23 protein-coding genes are annotated in these 21506 nt (G+C 66.8%); 2 read left to right on the top strand and 21 right to left on the bottom strand.

All coding sequences use genetic code 11. From position 1 onward, the window contains the following. Positions 1–2: 2 nt before the first annotated feature. Positions 3–935 (bottom strand): DUF2145 domain-containing protein, encoded by a 933-nt coding sequence (locus tag KT882_RS30110; RefSeq protein WP_228894032.1) that lies wholly within the window; start codon positions 933–935, stop codon positions 3–5. Then, on the bottom strand, positions 932–1399 hold the full coding sequence (locus tag KT882_RS30105; protein ID WP_407682027.1) for a hypothetical protein: 468 nt from the start codon (positions 1397–1399) through the stop codon (positions 932–934). Before KT882_RS30105 ends, KT882_RS30110 begins: the two co-directional genes overlap by 4 nt. An 85-nt stretch (positions 1400–1484) precedes the next feature. On the opposite strand from KT882_RS30105, the gene KT882_RS30100 reads away from it, so the two are divergent. Then, the gene (locus KT882_RS30100; protein ID WP_228894031.1) at positions 1485–1991 is read left to right on the top strand and encodes a DUF1993 domain-containing protein; all 507 of its coding nucleotides are present in this window, start codon (positions 1485–1487) and stop codon (positions 1989–1991) included. A gap of 1 nt (position 1992) precedes the next feature. Here the strand turns inward: KT882_RS30100 and KT882_RS30095 are convergent, their stop codons facing one another. The 19 genes from KT882_RS30095 to KT882_RS30000 all read right to left on the bottom strand — a co-directional run bounded on the left by KT882_RS30095 (position 1993) and on the right by KT882_RS30000 (position 20152). Further along, on the bottom strand, positions 1993–2772 hold the full coding sequence (locus KT882_RS30095; protein WP_161071054.1) for an FRG domain-containing protein: 780 nt from the start codon (positions 2770–2772) through the stop codon (positions 1993–1995). Between the two features lie 48 nt (positions 2773–2820). Continuing rightward, positions 2821–4446: a methyl-accepting chemotaxis protein gene (locus KT882_RS30860; protein ID WP_321170313.1), complete on the bottom strand. Its 1626-nt coding sequence runs from the start codon at positions 4444–4446 to the stop codon at positions 2821–2823. Between the two features lie 73 nt (positions 4447–4519). Next, entirely contained in the window at positions 4520–5593 is a 1074-nt protein-coding gene (locus KT882_RS30080) for a porin (RefSeq protein ID WP_228894030.1), read from the bottom strand. A gap of 205 nt (positions 5594–5798) precedes the next feature. Beyond that, positions 5799–6752: a PDR/VanB family oxidoreductase gene (locus KT882_RS30075; protein ID WP_228894029.1), complete on the bottom strand. Its 954-nt coding sequence runs from the start codon at positions 6750–6752 to the stop codon at positions 5799–5801. 29 nt (positions 6753–6781) lie between these two features. After that, positions 6782–7807, bottom strand: a complete 1026-nt coding sequence (locus KT882_RS30070; protein WP_161071050.1) for an aromatic ring-hydroxylating oxygenase subunit alpha — start codon at positions 7805–7807, stop codon at positions 6782–6784. A 16-nt stretch (positions 7808–7823) separates the two neighbouring features. Next, positions 7824–8048, bottom strand: a complete 225-nt coding sequence (locus KT882_RS30065) for a recombinase-like helix-turn-helix domain-containing protein (protein ID WP_161071049.1) — start codon at positions 8046–8048, stop codon at positions 7824–7826. 13 nt (positions 8049–8061) lie between these two features. Beyond that, entirely contained in the window at positions 8062–9033 is a 972-nt protein-coding gene (locus KT882_RS30060; RefSeq protein ID WP_228894028.1) for a VOC family protein, read from the bottom strand. Beyond that, positions 9033–10517, bottom strand: a complete 1485-nt coding sequence (locus KT882_RS30055; protein ID WP_228894027.1) for an aldehyde dehydrogenase — start codon at positions 10515–10517, stop codon at positions 9033–9035. Before KT882_RS30055 ends, KT882_RS30060 begins: the two co-directional genes overlap by 1 nt. Positions 10518–10527: 10 nt before the next feature. After that, positions 10528–11328, bottom strand: a complete 801-nt coding sequence (locus KT882_RS30050) for an aspartate dehydrogenase (protein ID WP_161071046.1) — start codon at positions 11326–11328, stop codon at positions 10528–10530. Positions 11329–11337: 9 nt separating this feature from the next. After that, positions 11338–13020: a thiamine pyrophosphate-binding protein gene (locus tag KT882_RS30045; protein ID WP_228894026.1), complete on the bottom strand. Its 1683-nt coding sequence runs from the start codon at positions 13018–13020 to the stop codon at positions 11338–11340. Further along, the gene (locus KT882_RS30040) at positions 13013–13816 is read right to left on the bottom strand and encodes an SDR family oxidoreductase (RefSeq protein ID WP_161071044.1); all 804 of its coding nucleotides are present in this window, start codon (positions 13814–13816) and stop codon (positions 13013–13015) included. The genes KT882_RS30045 and KT882_RS30040 overlap by 8 nt, the downstream gene beginning before the upstream one ends. A 36-nt stretch (positions 13817–13852) precedes the next feature. After that, the gene (locus KT882_RS30035; protein WP_161071043.1) at positions 13853–14689 is read right to left on the bottom strand and encodes an IclR family transcriptional regulator; all 837 of its coding nucleotides are present in this window, start codon (positions 14687–14689) and stop codon (positions 13853–13855) included. 25 nt (positions 14690–14714) lie between these two features. After that, positions 14715–15638, bottom strand: coding sequence for an alpha/beta fold hydrolase (locus KT882_RS30030; RefSeq protein ID WP_161071042.1), 924 nt, complete (start codon positions 15636–15638; stop codon positions 14715–14717). Position 15639: 1 nt separating this feature from the next. Beyond that, on the bottom strand, positions 15640–16179 hold the full coding sequence (locus KT882_RS30025; RefSeq protein ID WP_161071041.1) for a cupin domain-containing protein: 540 nt from the start codon (positions 16177–16179) through the stop codon (positions 15640–15642). A 15-nt stretch (positions 16180–16194) separates the two neighbouring features. Then, positions 16195–16956, bottom strand: coding sequence for an SDR family oxidoreductase (locus KT882_RS30020; RefSeq protein ID WP_228894025.1), 762 nt, complete (start codon positions 16954–16956; stop codon positions 16195–16197). A gap of 11 nt (positions 16957–16967) precedes the next feature. Then, positions 16968–17804, bottom strand: a complete 837-nt coding sequence (locus KT882_RS30015) for an ABC transporter permease (RefSeq protein WP_228894024.1) — start codon at positions 17802–17804, stop codon at positions 16968–16970. Next, a complete protein-coding gene (locus KT882_RS30010) occupies positions 17805–18782 on the bottom strand; it encodes an ABC transporter substrate-binding protein (protein WP_161071120.1) in 978 nt (325 codons plus the stop codon). It abuts the gene before it with no gap. 30 nt (positions 18783–18812) lie between these two features. Then, positions 18813–19604: an ABC transporter ATP-binding protein gene (locus KT882_RS30005; RefSeq protein ID WP_228894023.1), complete on the bottom strand. Its 792-nt coding sequence runs from the start codon at positions 19602–19604 to the stop codon at positions 18813–18815. Positions 19605–19861: 257 nt separating this feature from the next. After that, complete coding sequence (locus KT882_RS30000) at positions 19862–20152, bottom strand: hypothetical protein (RefSeq protein WP_161071038.1); 291 nt, start codon at positions 20150–20152, stop codon at positions 19862–19864. 151 nt (positions 20153–20303) lie between these two features. Here KT882_RS30000 and KT882_RS29995 point away from each other — a divergent pair, with 151 nt between their 5' ends. Further along, a complete protein-coding gene (locus tag KT882_RS29995) occupies positions 20304–21416 on the top strand; it encodes an NADH:flavin oxidoreductase/NADH oxidase (protein ID WP_228894022.1) in 1113 nt (370 codons plus the stop codon). Positions 21417–21506 lie beyond the last annotated feature (90 nt).

The raw sequence follows: 21506 nt of genomic DNA, 5'->3' as shown, positions 1-21506 counted from the left end.
GCTCAGTTCAACATAATCACGCGGTCGCCCGGTCCGGCTTCGCATCCTGCGGCGGTCGGCGTCCATCCCTTGTGCACCACTACCTGCCGCGTATTGTGGCAGATCTCCGTGCGTTCGCTGGCAGGGTAGCGCTGCTGCACAAAGGCCTCCAGCGTGGACGGCAGGCTCACCTTCAATTTCATTTCATAGCGGTCTTGCGGCGGATGGTCGTCCAGGTGCACATGCGGCACGAAGTACGAGGCCAGCATGAGGAAGGGCGAGTTCACATCCACGCCCTGCGGCGCATAGCCCGACTCGCGCAGCCACGCCTGCGCGCGCATGCGCACGTCGTCGCCGGTGGCGAGGTTGCCCCACGCGGCCGCCAGCAGCTCGGCCACCCATTGATTGCAGTTCTGGTATTGCAGGCCGAAGGCGTAGGCATTCGCGCTGTAGGTGCCCGCCAGCAGGCCAAGTGCTATCTGCCCGTCCAGCGACGCCAGGCGCGCCGCGTTGGCCGCTTCCGCAGGCAGGCGCACCACGGAGATGTAGCCCAGCTTGGGATCGTCCGTGCCCATGACGAAGCCCGCCACGCCCTGGTCGAAGATGCGCGGACGGCTTTCGTCGCAGGAGTAGTAGAGCTGGCGCGTGGTCCAGGCGCCGCTGTCGCCGCGCCAGCCTATCGAGGCGTGGGAGTAGCGGATGTCGAAGCGGGACAGGTCAAGTCCTGAACGGCTCACCAGCGCGGCGCTGCCGCCGGGCTGGCCCAGTTCCTCGCGCACCACGGCGGCAAAGCGCAGCAGGCGGTCCTGCTCTGCGGCGGTGAGGGCGTTGGCGCGGTCGCAGAAGGTGGCGGCCTGCGCGCCGGAGGCCGGCGCCAACGTGGCCAGCACCGAAGCGGCCAGCGGCAGCGCGGCGGTCAGTCCGCGCGCGCGTGCCGCCAGGCGGGAAAAGCTCACAGATTGACGGGGCGCGCCGCCAGCTCGCTGTGCCAGTCGTCTTCCAGCACCAGGAAGAAGGCCTTCTGCGTGTCCGCGTGCGCGAACTCGAAGCCGTAGGAACGCGGCTGCGTCAGCACCACGCCGCCCAGCTCCAGGCCTTCCTTGGCGGCGATGGCCGCAGGCAGGTCCAGCACCAGCTGCTGTCCGTTTGCGTCGTGCTGCATGGTCAGGCGGGTGGTGTTGGCCTTGCCCGGTGCTGCCGCCATCTGGATGATGTGGTAAGGGCCGCCGGCGGTCTTCTTGTCGCCGCTGGAGCTGTTGCTCGAACCGTTCAGCGAGGTGGAGATGCTGCCGCTGGATGCGGAACCGGCGCTCGATGCGGACGAAGCGAAGCTGTCGGCCTGCGCGTTCATGGCCAGGGTGGCGGCGGCAACCGCAGTTGCCGACATGGCGGCTGCCTTGAATATCGATGCAAACTTCATTGTCAGTCCTATAATTACGCTGCTGCGAGCGAAAACCAGATAATACACGTATGATTTCCCGCTCACTACTATCGAAGGAAAAGCCATGTCCCTATCCATGTACCAGGTGTCGGTTCCGGTGTTTGTGCGCGGCCTCAAAGTGCTGTCCACGCTGCTGAAGAAGGGCGAGGAGCATGCCGATGCAAGTGGCATGGTGCCGGACATGCTGCTGGGCGCGCGCCTGGCCGAAGACATGCTGCCGCTGTCAGCACAGGTGCAGCGCGCCAGCGACGCGTCCAAGCTGTGCGTGGCGCGCCTGTGCGGCGTGGATGCGCCCAAGTTCGAAGACAACGAGGCCAGCTTCCAGCAACTGCAGGAGCGCATCGCCAAGACCATCGCGTATATGGAAAGCGTGCCGCAGGCGCAGTTCGACGGCGCGGACGGGAGGGACGTGACGCTAACCTTCGGCGCCTTCAGCCAGTCCTTCACCGGCCAGGGCTATCTGCTCACCTTCGCGCTGCCGAACTTCTACTTCCACATCACCACCGCCCACGGCATTCTGCGCGCGCAGGGCGTGAAGATCGGCAAGCTGGATTACCTCGGGCCTTTCTGATTCAGCTGCCTGCTGCCACCGGCCACACCATCTCCAGTTCCATGCCGATGGAGCGCGCCAGGCCGTCCAGGTCCGGGAACAGCGTGGCGTTGGTGATGTTCATGCGGTACAGGGCTTTCATGGCCTCGTCGCGCATGGACTGCGGCAGCACGATCTGCTTGAGCAGGGCGCCGCTGTCGCCGTAGGCGGGCAGGATCTCGTCCAGCGGCTTGTCCAGCATGCCCGGCACCACCAGCGTGCCGGACTGCGCCACCAGGCGCCGGTCCATCTCGGTCGGCTCGCCGATCCAGATGATGGCGTGGCTGTTGGGCAGATAGAAGCGCGTGAAGTTGCCGCTCTCGCGCGGGTCGATATGGTCGCGGTCCATGCCGGGATCGGTGTGCGGCGCGGCGGTCCACAGGCGCGGCGTGTTCAGCGCGTACACGGCGGCGTCGCCGGTGGCGCGTTCCAGCGCGAAGAAGGCCGCCACGAAGGGCGACTTGGTGAAGTCCAGCAAACGGGTGGGCGCGCCGTGGTGCTGCATCAGCGCCAGGCAGCGCAGCGCGTTGTCCAGCACGGACGGATCGGTGAGGTAGTTGTGCGCCTTGCGGCGGAAGATGCGGATGGCGCGTTCCTCCCGTGCGCGCCAGCTGGCGCGGTCGGGGATGTAGGCGCTCAGGTAGCGCGACAATGACGTCATCAGCGGCCAGCGCACGTCCTGCTGGCCACGGAACGCCCAGCCGTCCAGCTCCGCGCTGAGGGCCATGAACTCGTTCCAGTTGCTGACGCTGATCTGTTCCATACGCTTCTCCTTTGGCGGGTTACGTGCTGCGCACTACCCCGCCCTACGTTACAGCAGGGCCACCGTAGGGCGGGTTAGCCGCGCAGCGGCGTAACCCGCCGCACGCGGCACCAGCCCATGCACCCCGTCGCCCGCGTTCAGCCGGAATACGCTCACCAGCCGCGCCAGTTCGGCTGCCCGGTCCTGCAGCGCCTGCGCCGCCGCCGCTGCCTGCTCCACCAGCGCCGCGTTCTGCTGCGTGGTTTCATCCATCTGCACCACCGCCTGGTTCACCTGCGCCAGGCCGCTGCTTTGCTCGGCGCTGGCCGATGCAATCTCGCTGATCGAATCGGCCACCTGCGCCACGCTGCTGACCACATTATGCATCGTCGCGCCGGCCTGCTGCGCCAGTTTGCCGCCGGTGGTCACGCTGGCGGTGGAGGCGTCGATCAGGTGCTTGATGTCCTTCGCCGCCGCCGCCGAACGCTGCGCCAGCGTGCGCACTTCGGACGCCACCACCGCGAAGCCGCGTCCCTGTTCGCCCGCGCGCGCCGCTTCCACGGCGGCGTTGAGCGCCAGGATATTGGTCTGGAACGCGATGCCGTCGATGACCCCGATGATATCGCCAATCTGGCGCGAGGACGCGCTGATGGCGTCCATCGTCGCCACCACCTGCTCCACCACCGAGCTGCTGCCCGTCGCGATGCCGGATGCGCCGTGCGCGCGCTCGCGCGCCTGCCGCGCATGCTCCGCGTTCTGGCTCACCGTGGCGGACAGCTCCTCCATGGCGGACGCGGTTTCCTCCAGCGCGCTGGCCTGCTGCTCGGTGCGGCCGGACAGGTCCAGGTTGCCCTGTGCGATCTCGCTGGCCGCGCCGGCGATGGCGTCGGTCCCGCTGCGCACTTCGCTGACGATGTTGCGCAAGCTGCCGTTCATCTCCTTGAGCGCCTGCAGCAGCTGGCCCACTTCGTCCTGCGAGCGCACTTCGATATCGCTGCTCAGGTCTCCGCTGGCCACGGTGCGCGCCACCCGCACCGCTTCGTGCAGCGGGCCGGTGATGGAGCGCGTGATCCACAGCCCGAAGCCCACCGCCAGCGCGCACGCCGCGCCGGCCAGCAGCAGGATGTGCAGGCGCTTGCGCTGGTACAGCTCCGCCGCTTCGCGTCCGCTCTTTTCCATCAGCTTGCCGCCGCCGGCCAGGAAGCCCTTCATGCGCGCGGTGTAGGCCAGCTGGTCTTCGCGCAGCGTGGTCATGAGCAGCGTGGACGCGTCTATGGTGCCGCCGCTGCCCGCCAGTTTCATGAACTCGGCCTGGCCCGCCTGGTACTTGGCGCGCAGCGCCTGCATGTCCGCGTAGGCCTTGCGGCCCGCGTCGCTGGACAGCATGCCTTCCAGCTTGTTGAGCCCATCGGCAATGGCTTTCTCGCCCGCCGCGATGGAGGCGGTTTCCGCTTTCAGCATGTCCGGATTATCGGCCAGCAGCATATTGCGCATGGAGATGGCGTTTTCGTTCACCTGCATCAGCAGGCTGGTGGTCAGCACCACTTGCGGATAGCGGTCGTCGACGATCTCGCTGGTGGCCTGGTGCAGGCTGGCCAGGCTTTGCACCGCCATCAGGACTATGCCGCCCAGCAGCACGATGATGGCGCCAAAGCCAGCCGCCAGCCGGGTGCCGATTTTGAGATTTGCAAACATGTGTAACTCCATGGAGAACGCCGCGCGGTCCCTGGCTAAGCCCGGACGGCGCGGCGTGTTGCTGCGAACGGGATCAGAACGAGTGGTGCACGCCCACCGTGGTCACCAGCTGGTTCTTGCCGTCAGCCGCGCCGGTGTTGTTCTGCAGCGCGAAGCGCGCCGTGCCGCTGGCCTTCTGGTAAGCCGTCTGCACATAGAACTCGCTGCGCTTGGACAGCGCGTAGGCGTTGCCGATGCTGAACTGGTTGTACTTGGCGCCGCCCAGCTTGGAGTTGGTGAAGCCGAGGTTCAGCGTGTTGAGCGGGTTGTAGTTCCAGGCCGCGCCCAGGTCCGCGTTCTTCTGCTTGAAGCTGGACGCCGGCAGGTCCACCGTGTTCTGCGTGTACAGCGCGTTCAGGCGCCAGTCGCCAACCTTGTAGCCGCCGCCGGCCGCCCAGGTGGTCAGGCTGTTGAACACCGTTCCCGCATTGCCCAGGCCCAGCGTGCCGAGGAAGGTGCCGGCGTAGCCAGCCGCGCGGTCGTTCTGTTTGCTGTAGGCCAGCGCCAGGCGCAGCGGGCCGTTCACGTAGCTGGCGCCGGCGCTGGTGTTGCGGCCCTTGCTGCTGTCGCCCGGCTGTTCGCCCATGCCCACCATGGCGCTCACGGTCAGGCCGTTCATCGACGGCGAGGTGTAGCGCACGGCGTTGGTGAACTGGTAGGTGTTGGCCAGCGTGTCCAGGTTACCGGGGTGGAAAAGGTAGAAGTTCGTCAGCTGGAAGCCGTTGCTCAATTTGCCCGCGTAGTCGAACACGATGTCCGGCATATTGCCCAGGGTGACGCTGCCGAAATTGCCGGACAGGCCGACCATGGAAGTGCGGTTGAAGATCTTGCTGGCGTTGATGCTGGCGCCGGTGTCGGTGGCGAAGCCGCCTTCCAGCTGGAACACGGCTTTCAGGCCGCCGCCCAGGTCTTCCACGCCGCGGAAGCCGAAGCGGTCCGGCTGCATGGTGCCCTGGTCCACGCGCACGGTGGACTGGCCATTCAGGTTGCTCACGTAGGCCACGCCTGCATCCAGGCTGCCGTAGACGGTGACATTGCTTTGCGCCTGGGCCGCGCCGCCGGTGATGGCGGCGACGGTTGCTGCTGCTGCGTAGATGTGCTTCTTCATCGGAACTCCCCTTTTGTTATGGGCGGCATGAGCCGCGTTTCATGGATAAAACGTCGTTTCAAACTTGAATTGGGCGCAAAAAAAACCGGACGGATGCCGGTGGCGGGCTTTGGCGGGTTACGCGCTGCGCGCTAACCCGCCCTACGGGGCCTGTGCGTGGACATGTGCGTAGGGCGGGTTAGCCGCGCAGCGGCGTAACCCGCCATCACAGGCCGAGCACAAGCCGGTTCCCCTTGCAGCCGGACACGCAGACCATCATGGTCTTGCCCGACTCGCGTTCGGCCTTGGTCAGCACGCCGTCGCGGTGTTCCGGCACGCCGTCCAGCACCGCCGTTTCGCACGAGCCGCACACGCCTTCGCGGCAGCTGTGGTCCACGTCGATGCCTGCTTCCAGCAGCGCGTCGAGCAGCGACTTCCCGGCCGGGACCATCACCATCTTCTGCGACTTGGCCAGCTGGCATTCGTACTCGCTGCCCTGCATGGCCACCACCGGCTCGGCCGGGGCAAAGCGCTCGATGTGCACATTGGGCAGCTTCAGCTCCGCGCAGATGCTTTCAAAGGCATTGAGCATCGGCGTGGGGCCGCAGCAGTAGAAGTGCGCCGCTGCGGACTTGCTGGCCAGATAGCCGCGCAGGTCCGGCGGGCCGCCCGCTTCCTGGTCGAAGTGGGTTTGCGCGCGGCCTTCGGCCACCAGCTGGTCGACAAAGGCCGCCTCCTTGCGGCTGCGCGCGCAATACAGCAGCTCCACCGACTTGCCCATGCGGCGCAGCTCATTGAGCATGCTGTAGATGGGCGTGATGCCGATGCCGCCGGCGATCAGCACTGTGTGCGCGGCCGTCTCGTCGAGCGGGAAGTTGTTGCGCGGCGCGCCTATCTGTATCGTGGAGCCCACCCGCAGCTGCTCGTGCACATAGCGCGAGCCGCCGCGCGAGTTACGGTCTTGCAGCACGCCGATCACGTAGCGGCGCCGCTCCAGCGGAGAGTTCGACAGCGAGTAGCTGCGCACCACGCCGTTCGGCAGGTGCAGGTCGATGTGCGAACCGGCCGCGAAGGCTGGCAGTTCGGCGCCTTCCGGCGACACCAGCTCCACGCTGACGATGCCCTGCGCTTCGAAGCGCATGGCCTGCACGCGCACGGTGATTTGTTGGGTGTTACTCATGGCGGTTGCTCCCGATACTCTCGTAAGTCTTAGGCAGTCTTTTCTTCAGCGGCGGCGATCTGCGCCTTGGCCAGGCCGCGCAGGTGGCGGCGCAGGCGCACGATGCCCATGTCGTGCTGGTACAGCATCTCGCGCTGGTTGGCGTCCGGCTCCATCGCCTCCAGGATCTCGCGATCCTGTTCCAGCACGTGCCAGTGGCGCGCTTCCAGGCGGTTCTTGTACAGGAAGCGCCAGGTGTCGCGCTGCCAGCCTTCCACCTTGCGCACGCGCCAGAAGAACACGGCGGTGGCGCCTTCCTCCATCGGCGCATAGCCGCCGATGATGATGAAGTTGCCGCCCGGGCCGCCGGTCTTCGGATACGGGATTTCCAGGCGCATCCACTGGATGCCGGTTTCGGCGTATTCGGTCCAGTCGAAGTTCACGCCGCGCTGGCCTTCCTTCTCGAAGACGAAGCCGGTGTCGGTGTCGCGCACGCGGAAGGCGGCGGTCGATTCGCCTTCGGCCATGGAGTGCGACTGCTTGTGCAGGAAGGTGCCGTGCATCGGGTCGAGCACGTTGTCCAGCACGTAGCGGTAGTCGCCGTTCCACTCGGCGTAGCACAGGAAGTTGGAGTACTCGGGCGCGGTCAGTTCAGGCGGCAGTTCGAGCGGCGGCGGCTGGTCCACGTCCTTGCTGGCGTTGTAGAGGAAGATGGCGCCGGCTGCTTCCTGCACGTGGAAGGAGCGGGTGGCTTTTGCGCCTTCCAGCTTGCATCCGGGGCTGCCCGGCACGCTGGTCACCACGCCGTCGAAGCGCACTTGTACGCCGTGGTAGCCGCAGGCGATACGGTCGCCCAGCACGATGCCTTTCGACAGCGGCGCGCCACGGTGCGGGCAGTGGTCTTCCAGCGCGTGCAGCTTGCCGCTCGCTTCGCGCCACAGCACGAATTTGCGGCCCAGGCGGCGCAGCGAGACGGGACGTTCGGCGACAAAGCCCGACGGGCAGATGGGGTACCACAGGTCTTTCAGGCCGGCTGCGAGGACGGCGTCTACTGGGTCGTTGGCTACGGTTCTCATGGCTTGTCCTTCCTGATCAGCATTCAGCGGCCAGGCGCGCAACTTCGGCCTGGTATCCTTCTTCGGTCCACGCGCCGCCGCCGGGGAAGCCGGGGCCGGTGCGGTTCAAGTGCGCCACCAGCGCGGCGAGGTCGGCGATGCCGGACGCGAAAGCGCGTTCGATGGAATCGCCCAGCAGGTCCTCGTAGCCGGTGGGTTCACGGCGGCGGGTCTGGTGCACGGTGAGATAACGTTCTTGCATGATGATTCTCCGTTCAGGACTTTGGTTTGTCGGTCAGGAATTTGCCTTCTGGGGCTTTCGCGTTGCGTTGCCTGCGCGTGTTGCCATCCAGGCCGCCTTCGATGGCCCACTCGGCGAACACCGTGGGGCCGGGTTCGAATTCGCGCGGTTCCCAGTGCTCGTCCAGCTGGTCTTCGTCGGCGTAGTACTCGATCAGGCCGCCGGCCGGATTCTTGAAGTACCAGAAGTAGGCCGACGAAATCGGATGGCGTCCCGGTCCCAGCTGCGTGTCCCAGCCCCGGCGCGACATGTGCATGCCGCCGCCGAACACTTCGTGGATGTCGCGCACGGTGAAGGCCACGTGGTTCAGGCCCGCCTTCGGGTCCGGCGTTTGCAGCAGGAAGATGTCGTGGTGGCCGCCCACGTCGGCGCAGCGCAGGAAGGCGCCGCGGCCAGGGTAGCTGTCCGACTGCACAAAGCCGAAGTGCTTGCGGTAGAAGGCTTCGCAGGCCGCCACGTCCTTCACGAAGAACACCACGTGGCCCACTTCGATAGGCGTGGCGCGCTCGTAGGCCGGGCTGCGCTGGTTCACGCGCGGGCGGTGCGACCAGGTGTTCATCTCGGCGCATTCCACGTCCACGTCCTGCTTGCGGGTCACCTGGAAGCGTACGGCCAGGCCGTTCGGGTCGGTGCAGCCGATACGGCCGGCGGCGGCGTTTTCGTAGGCGCCGTGCAGGCCGCGCACGATGGCGCCGAAGCGGTCCATCACTTCAGCCGAGGACACGCCCCACACCACTTCGCGCAGCGTCGGGCCGGCTTCGATGGCGGGCGGCAGCGCCGGGTCGTCCGAGCGGCGCACCAGCACGCGGCAGCCGTTCAGCGTTTCGAATGCCAGCAGGCCTTCGTTTTCCTCCACCAGCTTCAGGCCCCAGTCGGAGAAGAAGGTTTTGCAGGCGGGCAGGTCGTCCGCGCCGTAGGTGATTTCATCAATGCCAAGGACATCCATTATTTCGCTCCCTGCGCCCACGGCAGCGGCATGTCGTTCATGCCCCAGTAGACGCTTTTCTGTTCCATGTATTGCAGAATGCCGAGACGGCCCTTTTCGCGTCCCAGGCCGCTGTCGCGCCAGCCGCCGAACGGGGTCGAAATCGAAAACTGCTTATAGGTGTTGATCCACACGTTCCCGGCCTGCACCGCGCGGGCGTAGCGCCAGGCCTTCTTGTAGTCCTGGGTCCAGATGCCGGCCGCCAGCGCATACACGCTGTCGTTGGCCTGCTTGATCAGGTCTTCCTCGTCGCTGAAGGGCATGGCCACCAGCACCGGGCCGAAGATCTCCTCCTGGCAGATGCGCCAGTCGTTCTTCACGCCTTCGATAATGGTGGGCAGGTAGTAATTGCCCTTGTCGAAAGGGGCGCCTTGCGGACGCATGCCGCCCACGCGGATGCGGCCGCCCTCGGCCACGCCCAGCGCCACATAGGACTCGATGCTGTCGCGGTGGCGCGCGGTGATCAGCGGGCCGAGCTGGGTTTTCTCGTCGGCCGGGTCGCCCACGCGCAGCGCGGCGGCGCCTGCGGCCAGGCGTTCCATGAAGCTGTCGTAGATGCTGTGCGCCACGAACAGGCGCGAGCCGGCGATGCACGATTCGCCCGAGCTGCTGAAGATCCCGTACAGCACGCCGGCCACGGCGTGGTCCAGGTCCGCGTCTTCGAACACGATGGTGGGCGACTTGCCGCCCAGTTCCAGCGATACCGGCATCATCTTGTCCGCCGCGATATGGGCGATGTGCTTGCCGGTGCTGGTGCCGCCGGTGAAGGACACGCGCTTGACCAGCGGATGCAGGGTGATGGCGTCGCCGATGACCGAGCCTTTGCCGGGCAACACGCTGATCAGGCCGGCCGGCACGCCGGCTTCGATGCAGATGCGCGCCAGTTCCAGCGCGGCCAGCGGCGTCAATTCGGCAGGCTTCACCACCACAGCGTTGCCGGCCGCCAGTGCGGGCGCCATCTTCTGCGCTTCACTGGCGATGGGCGAGTTCCACGGCGTGATGGCGGCCACCACGCCCATGGGCTCATACACGCTCATGGTGAGGTTGTCTCCGCGCGCCGGGGTGATGGTTTCCTCCAGCGTTTCGCAGGCTGCGGCGAAGAACTGGAAGGTGGCGGCGGCGCTGGCCACCAGGTTGCGCGTTTCGGTGATCGGCTTGCCGTTGTCCAGGCGCTGCATCTGCGCCAGTTCCTCGCCGCGTTCGCGTATCAGCTGCGCCACCTTGTTCAGCACGGCGGCGCGCTCGTGCGGCTTGCGCTGCGCCCAGCCGCTGGTGCGGAAGGCATGGTCGGCGCGCTCGATGGCTTCGTTCACGTCGTCCACGCTGGCGGCGTTCAGGTAGGCCACCGGTTCGCCGGTGGCCGGATACAGCGTGGCGTACTTGTCGCCGCCGCCGAGGCGCCATTCGCCTGCGACGCAGATTTGTTGAGTGATGTTCGGGTTCATCTGTCTTCCCTTAGATCGAGAGGGCGTGCGCGCGGTTGTTCAGTGCGCGCACCACGCTGAATACCGTCAGCGCGGAAGTCTTGGGATTGGCCGCCAGCGGCTTGCCGCGCATGGTCAGCTCGAAGCCGCCGAAGGCGCCGCTGGCTTCCACGTGGTGCACGTTCTCCGTCACGCCGGGGTCGGCCAGCAGGCGCACCTGCGTGTGGTCCAGGCCCAGGCCCGCCAGCGACAGCGTGGCCGCCACGTTGGCGTTCTTCGGATACAGGCGCGCCGCTTCGCGCGCCGTGCCTTCGAAGATCACGGTGGCCTGCGTCAGCGCGTCCAGGTCCACCACTTTTTCCGCAGGGGTGTCCTTCCACGCGCCGGGCGGCTTGCGGCCGGTGTACACCACCGAATCGAGGCCGCCGATGCGGGCCGCCGACAGCGCGTCGATGGCGCCGATGGCGCCGGACAGCAGCTGCACCTGGGTCTTGCCGCGCTGCGCCGCCTGTTCCAGCTTGTCAGCCAGGCCGTATTCGGACAGCGCGCCCACCGACACCACCATGCACGGAATGCCGCTTTCCAGCGCAGGGATGATGTGCTCCTCGATGGCGAGGTGGCCCGCGCATTCGATCAGCAGGTCGGGACGGCTGCCGTTCAGGCCCACGTCCACCCGGGTGTGCGGGCACAGTTCGCGCACCGTGGCGCCGGCGTGTTCCAGGCCGGACTGCGGCACGATCACCAGGTCGAACACCACCTCGGGATCCGTCTTGAGCAGCTCCATCACGCCGACGCCGATGGCGCCGCAACCTATCATCGATACATGCAGCATGGCGGTTCCTTAAGCGGTGGCTTCGGCAGGCGTTTCGGTTTTCACCGGAGGACCGGCGAAGGCGGTCTTGAAGCTGCCGATCGACAGCATGTCGATCTCCAGCAGGAAGGGGCCCGGTTCGGCCAGCGCGGTGCGCAATGCCTCGCCTGCGTCGGCCAGCTTGCTCACGCGGGCGTGGCGCAGCTGCAACGAATGCGACAGCTCGGCGTAGTCCGGCGTGTGCAGGTCCACGTAGTGGCGGCGGCCGCCGTACTGCACGTCCTGGATGTTCTTGATCACGCCGTAGCCCTTGTCGTTCATCAGCACGATGACCATGTCCGCCTTCTCCTGCACGGCGGTCGCCAGCTCGCCCAGGTTCAGGATGAAGCCGCCGTCGCCGGCCAGCGTGAAGGTCTTCTTGCCCGAGTTGGTGACGGCCGCGCCGATGGCCGCGCCTATGCCCATGGCCAGGCCCTGGCCGATGCCGCCGCCCAGCGCGTGCACACCTGCCAGCGGGTCGAAGATGCGCAGGTAGCGGTTGCCCCAGGTGGAGTTGGACACCGTCACGTCGCGCACCCAGTTGAAGCGGCGGCCTGCGGCTTGCTGCAGCTGGTCCACCAGCGCGCTGTAAGGGCCAAGGCCGTCAACCAGTCCCGCCACGGCGCTGTCGCGCGCTTTTTGCAGGTCGCCGATGAAGCCCGGGTCCACTTGCATCTTGCCTTCCAGGCGGTCTGCCAGCGCCTCCAGCGCCAGCTCGGCGTCGCCGCAGACGAAGTAGTCGCTCTTGTAGCAGCGGCCTTCGGCGGCGGGGTCGGCGTCGATGCGGTACAGCGCGCGCGGCAGTTTCAGTTCGTACTTCAGCGTCTCATTGCCGCGCAGGCGGGAGCCCACCACCAGCATGGCGTCGCAGGTCTGGTAGAAGTTCTCGACAGGCTTGTGCAGGTTGAAGGCGCCCAGCGAACGCGGGTCGTCTTCCGCCACCACGCCACGGCCCTGGGTGGTGGTGACCACGCCGAAGCCCATGTCCAGCAGGCGCTGCACCTGCCTGGCCGCGCCACGGCTGCCGCCGCCCAGCCACAGCATGGGGCGCTTGGCGTTTTTCAGCTGCGCGGCCAGTTCGTCCAGCGCGTGCACGGACGGTTCGTTGCGCTGGATGGGCAGCGGCTTGAAGTCGGACGGCATGTCGATCAGCGCGGCCTGGATGTCGATCGGGATCTCAACGCTGACGGGACCCATGGGCGGCGTCAGCGCGATCTGGACGGCCTGCTTGACGGTGCTCAGCGCGGTGTCCGTGCTGCGGATGCGGAAGGCGGCTTTCGACACGGCCTTCAGCATGGTCAGCTGGTCCGGCGCTTCGTGGATATAGGACAGGCTCTGGTCCAGGTAGGGCGTTTCAATCTGGCCGGTCAGGTGCAGCAGCGGCGTGCCTGCGGTCAGCGCTTCCACCATGGCGCCGGCGGCGTTGCCCGCCGCGGTGCCGGTCGAGGTCAGGCATACGCCCAGGCCGCCGGTGCTGCGTGCATACGAGTCGGCCATATTGGCGCCGCCCGCTTCGCCGCGCGCCGGGATGAAGCGGATCTGTCCGCGTTCGCCGAAGGCGTCCAGGATGGGCATGTTGTGGATGGAGATCACGCCGAAGGCAGCTTTCACGCCGCACTGTTCGAGGAAAGCGGCGATGGCGCCGCCGACGGTGATTTGTTTGGTATTAGACATGGCGTGAAAGTCCTCCAGAGACGTCGATATGGCTGCCGGTAGTGTAGGAAGAGAGCGGAGAGGCCAGGAACACGATGGCGCGCGCTGCTTCTTCGGGGAGGCCGAGACGGCCGATTTGAATCTGTTTTTTCTGTGCCAGGCGGCGCGTCCACGCGGCCCAGTCCAGGTGCTGGTCTTCTTCGGGGCGGGCGTCGAAGCGGCGCTTCCACTGGCCCGATTCCACCAGGCCGATCAGGATGCCGTTCACGCGCACGCCGTCCGGCGCGAACTCGGTGGCCAGCGAGCGCACCAGGTTGTGCACGCCGGCACGCGCGGCGGACGTGGCCACCATGTGCGGTTCCGGCTGCACCGCCAGCAGCGAGTTGACGCAGACCACGGCGGCGTCGGCCGAGTTTTTCAGCTGCGGCAGGAAGGCGCGGGTGGGGTGGATGATGGAGAAGAATTTCAAGCGCAGTTCTTCCATCCACGCTTCGTCGGCGGTGTCGGCGAAGGTCGACACGCGGCCCTGGCCGGCGTTGTTGACCAGGATGGACGCGGCGCCCAGTTCCTGCTCCACGCGGGCGGCGAAGGCGGCCACCTGTTCCGGCGCCAGCACGTCGCAGCTTTGCGCCAGCAGGCGCGCGGCGGGGAAGCGCTCGCGCAGTTTGGCCACGGCCGTGTCGAGGCGGGCGGCGTCGCGGCCGCACAGGGCCACGGCGGCGCCGGCTTCGAGCAGCAGTTCCACGGTGGCGTAGCCGATGCCGGACGAGCCGCCCGTCACCACCGCCACCCGGCCTGCAAGATTGGTCATGCTCATTATGTGCTCCGTAAAATCAGCGCTGCGTGAGGCAGATCAACGCTGCCAGAGGTTGACGATTTGCGCGGTCTCGGTCGGCGCGTGGTCCAGCAGGCGCGAAAGCTCGCCTGCGCTGCCGCGCACCTGGGCCACGATGCGCTCCAGCTGTTCGCCGCCGATGTTCTGGTCGGGGATGGTGGCGCCCAGCGCGGCGACGACCTTGCCGCTGTGGTCGCGCACCGGCGCGGCCATGGTGGAAATGCCGCGCTCGAAGAAGCCCTGCTCCCACACGTAGCCGCGCTCGCGGTCCTGCTGCAGCAGGTTGAACAGGTCCAGCACGGTGTGCGGCGTGCTGTCCGAATACACCTTCAGGTGCTCTTCCGGATACAGCTCGCGCAACTGCGGCAGGGTCAGGTCCTGCAGCAGCACGCGGCCCAGCACCGTGGCATGGGCCGGCAGGCGGGTGCCGACGTTGACGGTGCTGACGAACGGCGCCGGGGTGCTGGACTTGGCCACGTAGACGATGTTGCGCGCGTCGCGCACCACCAGCGTGGTGGAGTAGCCGATTTCGTCGCGCAGGCGCTCGAGCAGCGGGCGGCCGATTTCGGTCAGCTCCAGCGAGGCCAGGTATTCAAAGCCCATGCGCAGCACGGCCATGCCGAGGCGGTAGTCGCGGCCGCCCTCGGCGCGTTCGACGAAGCCCATGCGCTCCAGTGTGGTCAGCAGGCGGAACACGGTGGAACGCGGCACGTCCAGGCGCTTGGCCAGTTCCGGCGCGGACAAGGTCTTCTCGTTGCGGCTGAATTCGCACAGCAGGCGCAGGCCGCGTTCCAGGCCGGGCACCGTGTATTTGTCGGCGCTGTCGTCTTCCGCTTGTTCAGGCTTGTTGTTCATTGTTTGTCCCGTTATGTTGTAGTGGTCAGTTCAGGATGGCGGCCATGGCAGCGGATGGCTGCTCCACGTAGCAGGCGTGGCCGGCCTGGTCTATCAGTGCGAAGGGCAGGCCGTGGCGCTCCGCCACCAGGCGGCAGTCGTCCGGCGTGGTGACGTTGTCGGCGCTGCCGCAGTGGACCGAGGCCACTGCGCACACGGCGCCGGACAGCGCGTAGTTCTCGATGGCGTCGCCGCACAGCAGATGCACCGCCTGCGTGTAGCCGGCCAGGTTCAGCTGCGCCATATTCCAGCGCACCCAGTCGCGCTGCGCGGTGGTGGCGTTGCCGGACAGGAGGCGGGCCGAGCGCTGCGTGGCCATGCCATGCACGCCCAGCTCGCCCACGGTGGACAGGCGTTCGCGGGCCACTTGCGCACCTTGCTCCAGCCGCGCCGCCTGGCCGTAGCCGCGCGCTGGGCTGAGCAGCACCAGCTTGTCCAGCGTGGCCGGATGGGCCGCCGCGTAGGCGGACGCCATCATGGCGCCCAGCGAATGGCCCACCAGCGTGATGCGGCCGCTGTCGTGCGCGCCCAGCACGCCCAGGGCCTGCAGCATCTGGCGCAGGCGGGCTGCGTAGGCGTCCGCGCCGGGACGTGCGGCGGGCAGCGGCGTGGAAGCGCCGTAGCCGGGTGCGTTCCAGGCGATGATGCGCGCGCCCGGCGCGGCGGCTGCCAGCTCCAGCGCGCAAGGCAGCCAGGAGGCGGCGCCCGAGCCTATGCCGTGCAAGAGCACAATGGCAGACTGCGTGGCTGGCGCAGGCGGCACGCCCGGCGCCGGAGCGATCTCGCGGTAGCTCACGGCGCCGCCTTCGACGGCCACGGTCTGCTCCGCGAAATGGCGCTCCAGCAGGGACAGGGCGTACTGCAAGCCGTCCGCTTCCGGTGCCTTGGCGCTGATGCCGGCAAAGTTCATCTCAGCCTCGCTTGATGCTGGCCAGCGGGTGCTCTGGCGGATAGGTTGGCGTGACGGGCTTCTGCGCGCCCAGCATCACGCACATCAGCGCGTCTTCCTCGCCGATGTTGATCTCTTCGCGGTACACGCCGGGCGGAATCGACACCACGTCGCGGTCGGTCAGGATGGTCTCGAAACGCTCGCCGTCCTTTTCCAGCACCAGTTTCAGCTTGCCGCGCAGGACGAAGAACACTTCTTCCACGTCCACGTGCAGGTGCGGCGGGCCTTCGTGGCCGGCCGGGATGATCATGGTGGAGAAGGTGAAGTGCTCGGACGGGATCACGCTGCTGTCATTGGCCACGCCGGTGCCGCCGGTGCCGATGTAGCGCATCTGCGCGCGGCGGTACTTCGGATCGTAGTCGGCCTGGAACTTCAGCGCGTTCCAGTCGTACTTGCGGGTGGAGAAGCGCGCCACGCGGGTGTTCATCCACTCCTCGAAGGAGGCGCCTTGCGGCTGGTCCCAGCTGCGCTGGATCTGCTTTTGTTCGGATACGTCGCTCATTGATATGCTCCTGATTTAGTTCATTACGAAGCCGCCATTGACGGCAAGGACTTGGCCTGTGACGAAGCGGGACAGGCCGGACAGCGCGAACAGCACCGCGCCGGTCACGTCTTCCGGCAACTGCAGGCGCTGCAGGGCGCGGCCGTCCTGGTAAGTCTGGTAGCGCTGGGCCGGCACGTATTCGGTGGCTTCCACTTTCGTCAGCCCCGGCGCCACCGCGTTGACGGTGATGTTGTGGGCGCCTTCCTCGCGCGCCAGCGAACGGGTCATGCCGATGATGGCGCCCTTGCTGGCCACGTAGGCCATCAGGTTGGGCGCGCCCCACAGCGGCGTGTCCGACGCCAGGTTGACGATGGCGCCGCTGCCGGAGGCGCGCAGCGCGGGCAGGCAGGCGTTGGTCATCAGCCAGGTGCCGCGCACGTTCACGTCCATCACCTTGTCCCACATGGCGATGTCGATCTGCTCGGACGACTTGCCGCCGGAGTTGGTGATGGCGGCGTTGTTGACCAGGCCATCGAGCCCGCCCAGCTGGGCCACGGCCGCTGCGGCGCAGGCCTCGATCGATGCCGGATCCGCCATGTCGAGCGGCAGGCCATGCACCTGCAGGCCGCGTGCGCGCAGCGCCGCCACCGAGGCGGCCAGCGTGTCGTGCAGGATGTCGGCCAGGGCCACGCTGGCGCCGGCTTCGGCGATGGCGGTGGCGAAGGCCAGGCCCAGGCCGCGCGCCGCGCCGGTGACGAGCACCTTGCGGCCGGCCAGGAGTTGGGTCGTAGTCATCTGTGGCTCCTTTACTTGGTGCTGGTGGCGGCTTTAGGCAGGTAGTGCAGCACGCGCCGCTCAGCCCATACCACTGCGCCGTAGGTGACGATGCCGGTCAAGGTCAGCGCGCAGATGGCGACGAAGACGGCGGCCGTGTTGCCCTGGCCTTCGCCGTCCACCAGCAGGAAGCCCAGGCCCTGGTTGCCGCCCACCAGTTCGCCCACGGTCACGCCGATGACGGCCAGCGTGGAGGCGATGCGCAGGCCGGAGAACAGGGCCGGCATGGCGGAGCGGAACTCCACCAGGCAGAAGATCTGCCAGCGCGAGGCGTTCAGCGTGCGCACCAGGTTCACCATGTCCGGGTCCACCGTGCGGATGGCCGACAGCACGTTGATCATCACCGGGAAGAACACGATCAGCACCGCGACGATGATCTTGGGGTAGATGGTGTAGCCCAGCCACATGACGAACAGCGGCGCGAAGGCGACCTTGGGCGCGATCTGCAGCGCCAGGATGTAGGGCGACAGCATGGCCTCGGCGCGCGGCGACAGGCCCAGCGCCACGCCGACCGCGAGGCCGAGCAGGGAGCCGAGCGCGAAGCCGATCACCACTTCCATGGCGGTGATGCCGAAGTGGCCCAGCAGGTCGCTGTTCTTCCACATGAAGAGCGATTCCTGCAGCACGCGCGAGAAGCGCGGCAGGATGAACTCAGGCATGCCCAGCGCGCCCGGACCCCATTCCCAGGCCGCCAGGAAGATGGCCAGCACCAGCAGGCTGCCCAGCACGGTGCGCGTTTTCTCGCTCAGCAGCGGGGCGGCTTTGGCGGGCGTGCTCATGGCAGGGGCGATAGAGGTTGCGGTGTCCATTTAGCGCGCCGTCCCGATGAACTGGTTGGTGAACAGGTCGTTGACGGCGGCCGCCTTGGAGACGATGCCTTCGCTGACGTAGAACTTCTGCACCGTGTCCATGCGCGCCGCGTCGATCTGGCCCAGTGGCTTCTGGTTGGCGTACACGTATTTGCGGTACATATTGAAGATCTGCTCGATGCTGGCTTCCTTGCCCTTGTAGGAAGGAATGGCTTCCACGTAGGCGGCGGTGGCGGCCTTAGGATCTTTCATGATGTCTTCCATGCCGCGCAGCGTGGCGCGCACCAGGCGCTTGAGCAGCTCCGGCTTGTTCTTGATGGTGTCGTCGGAAGCGAGGATGGCCTGCGCCATGGACTTGAAGCCGTTGGTTTCGATAATGTCCACCTTGGCGCCGGCGTCGGTGGCGCTGACGATCCAGTCCGGCACCCCGGCCAGCGCCTGCGCCTTGCCGGCCGCGAACACCTGCCACACGCCGGAAGGGCCGGCGGCCTGGATGGCGGCGTCGCTCTTGCCCAGGTCCACGTGCTTCATATTGCCCAGCAGCGCGTAGTAGGTGGTGTCGGTGTAGGACATGACGGTGATGGTCTTGCCTTTCAGGTCGGCCAGCGACTTGATGCCGCCGCCCTGGTGGACGCCCACCATGGTCAGCGAGCCCGCGCCCAGCACCGCGATGGCTTTCACCGGCACGCCGTTGGCGCGCACGATGATGGGGGTGTCGCCGATGGCGCCGCCGATCACCGCGTTGCCCGCGCCGATCTGCTTGGCCACGTCCACGCCGCCCTTGGCCGCCACGAAGGTCACCTTCAGGTTTTCTTCCGCGTAGTAGCCCTTCTGCTGCGCGATCATCCACGGCGCGAAGGCCGGGGTGTTCGGCGGCGCCGGCAGCAGGTAGGTGACTTCTTCAGGCGCCGCCATGGCTGGTGCGGCGGCGAAGGCCATGGCTACGGCGCAGGCGGCCGAGGCGAGGATTTTATGCATGCTCATATACGCTCCTGATTTCGTGAAAAGTTAGTGCAGTTCGGCTTCCTGGTCCTTGCCCACTTTCAGCAGCTCCATCAGGCGTCCCGCCAGGGGGCCGATTTCGGGCAGCTTGCGGCGCGCCAGCGGATCGTTGCGGTGCGGCAGATCGACGATGATTTCCTCGATCACGGTGCCGGGGCGTTCGCTCATCACCAGCAGGCGGTCCGACAGGGCAATCGCTTCGATCAGGTCGTGGGTGATGAACAGCGCGGTGCGCTGCTTCTCGTACAGCATCTGCGCCAGGTCCTGCTGGAGGATCATCTTGGTTTGCGCGTCCAGCGCGGAGAAGGGCTCGTCCAGCAGCAGCACGTGCGGGTCCACCGCCAGGGTGCGGGCCAGCGCGGCGCGCTGGCGCATGCCGCCGGACAGCTGGTAGGGATAGTGGCCTTCAAAGCCTTTCAAGTGGCACTTGGCCAGCAGCGCATTGGCCACCTGGTCGCGCTCCTTGGCGGACACGCCGTCGATCTCCAGGCCCAGCGCCACGTTGGCGCGGATGGTACGCCAGGGCATCAGCAAATCCTTCTGCAGCATGAAGGCCACCTTCTTCACCGGCTTGGTCACCAGCTCGCCGCTCACGTAGACCTCGCCCACCGTGGGCAGGTACAGGCCGGCGCCCATGTTCAGCAGTGTGCTTTTGCCGCAGCCGGACGGGCCGATGATGGAGACGACTTCCCCGCTGCGGATAGAAATGTTGACGTTGGTAACCGCGGAACGCGGCTGTGAGGTTTGCCGGTCGATGAAACTCTTGCCGACGTTGCGGAATTCGATTTCGATCATCATTTCTCTCACAATTCATGTGTTCCACATATAAAACAGTGCTTCGTATGTGGGTTGTAATGTGATTGAAATATAGCAGACATTTTTCACAAATCCAGCGTTTTGTCTCAAATAAAAATCAGCGTTTCACAGGTAAAACAATGTGTAAAAATGAGGCGGTCGCGGCCGGACGTAAAAAAGGGGACGCTTCCCTATGGAAGGTCCCCTTTTCGGGCGGCGGCGCCGCGCGGGCGCACCGTGGCTGCTGTTGTTTTTGTGACTTAGGTTGTGGAAGTCACGTGCGCGGCGCGGCGTGCGCGCGGCTGCATGGAGCGGTCGGGCGCCGGGGCAGCAGCGGGTGCTGCAACCGGAGCCGCAATCGGAGTCGCCTGCGGGGCGGAGGAAACCTGTGGCAGATCATCGCCGCCGTCGGCCGCGCGGTGCTGGCCCGGCAGCCAGCCGGCAATGGCGGCGGTGCCGGCCATGCACAGGGCGATGACGGAGATCGCCGCAATGACACCCAGCGCCGAGTAGCTGCTGCTGACGGTTGGAATTTTTTTGATGATCGCCATGATGATCTCCCTTTATTTTTTTGCTGAGACTCAAGATTAGCTATCCGGCACGCCCCAAGCTATACATGGCCCTGTATCAAAAGTAAGCAACTGTAACCACGGCCTTGAACTGGCGTTACACTGGCTGCTTTTGCTCTCCCTGGAGGCCGCCATGAGCCAGCTGTTCACCCCTTACGCACTCGGCCCGCTGAAGCTGGCCAACCGCATCGCCATCGCACCTATGTGCCAGTACTCGGCCGACGACGGCCTGGCCACGGACTGGCACATGATCCACCTGGGCCAGCTGGCCCTGTCCGGCGCGGGCCTGCTGATGACGGAGGCCACCGCCGTCTCGCCCGAGGGCCGCATCTCGGCCTGGGACCTGGGCCTGTGGTCGGACGCGCACCAGGCCGCGCTGGCGCCGGTGGTGCAGGCCATCCGCAAGTATTCGTCCATGCCGCTGGCGGTGCAGCTGGGGCATGCGGGCCGCAAGGCCTCCAGCCAGCGGCCGTGGGAAGGCGGCGCCAGCGTGCCGCCGTCGCAGGGCGGCTGGCAGACCGTGGCGCCGTCCGCCGTGCCGCATGCCGCCGGCGAGCACCCGCCGCTGGCGCTGGACGCGGCCGGCCTGCGGAAAGTGAAGGACGACTTCGTGGCCGCCGCGCGCCGCGTGCATGCGCTGGGCATCGAAGGCATCGAGCTGCACGGCGCGCACGGCTACCTGCTGCACCAGTTCCTCTCGCCGCTGTCCAACCAGCGCACGGACGAATACGGCGGCTCGCTGGAGAACCGCATGCGCTTCCCTCTGGAGGTGCTGCGCGCGGTGCGGGCTGCGGTGCCGGAATCGGTGTGTGTAGGCATGCGCATTTCGGCCTCGGACTGGGTGCAGGGCGGCTGGGACATCGAGCAGAGCGTGGCCTTCGCGCGCGAATTGCAGCAGGCGGGCGCGCACTTCATCCACGTGTCGAGCGGCGGCGTGTCGCCGCTGCAGCAGATTCCGCTGGGGCCGGGCTACCAGATCCACTTCGCGCGCCGCATCAAGCACGCCACCGGCCTGCCCACCATAGGCGTGGGCCTGGTGACGGAAGCCGAGCACGCCGAATCCATCGTGGCGCAGGAGGACGCGGACGTGGTGGCCCTGGCGCGCGCCATGCTGTACGACCCGCGCTGGCCCTGGCACGCGGCGGCCAAGCTGGGCGCGCAGGTGCAGGCGCCGCCGCAGTACTGGCGCTCGCAGCCGCGCGAACTGAAGGATTTGTTCGGCTCCACCCGCCTCGGCCAGCGCTGACGGCGGCGTGGGCCGAAAGCGTCCCAGCCCAACAACATTGTTGCCATTCTTGTACAAAATTCATCGTGGCGCGCGCCGCGTAAAGCCCTA

It is taken from the genome of Pseudoduganella aquatica, assembly GCF_020865585.1.
Taxonomy (GTDB): domain Bacteria; phylum Pseudomonadota; class Gammaproteobacteria; order Burkholderiales; family Burkholderiaceae_D; genus Rugamonas; species Rugamonas aquatica_A.
The sequence above is the reverse complement of the archived record's forward strand: the minus strand, read 5'-3'. Positions and strand labels throughout refer to the sequence as shown.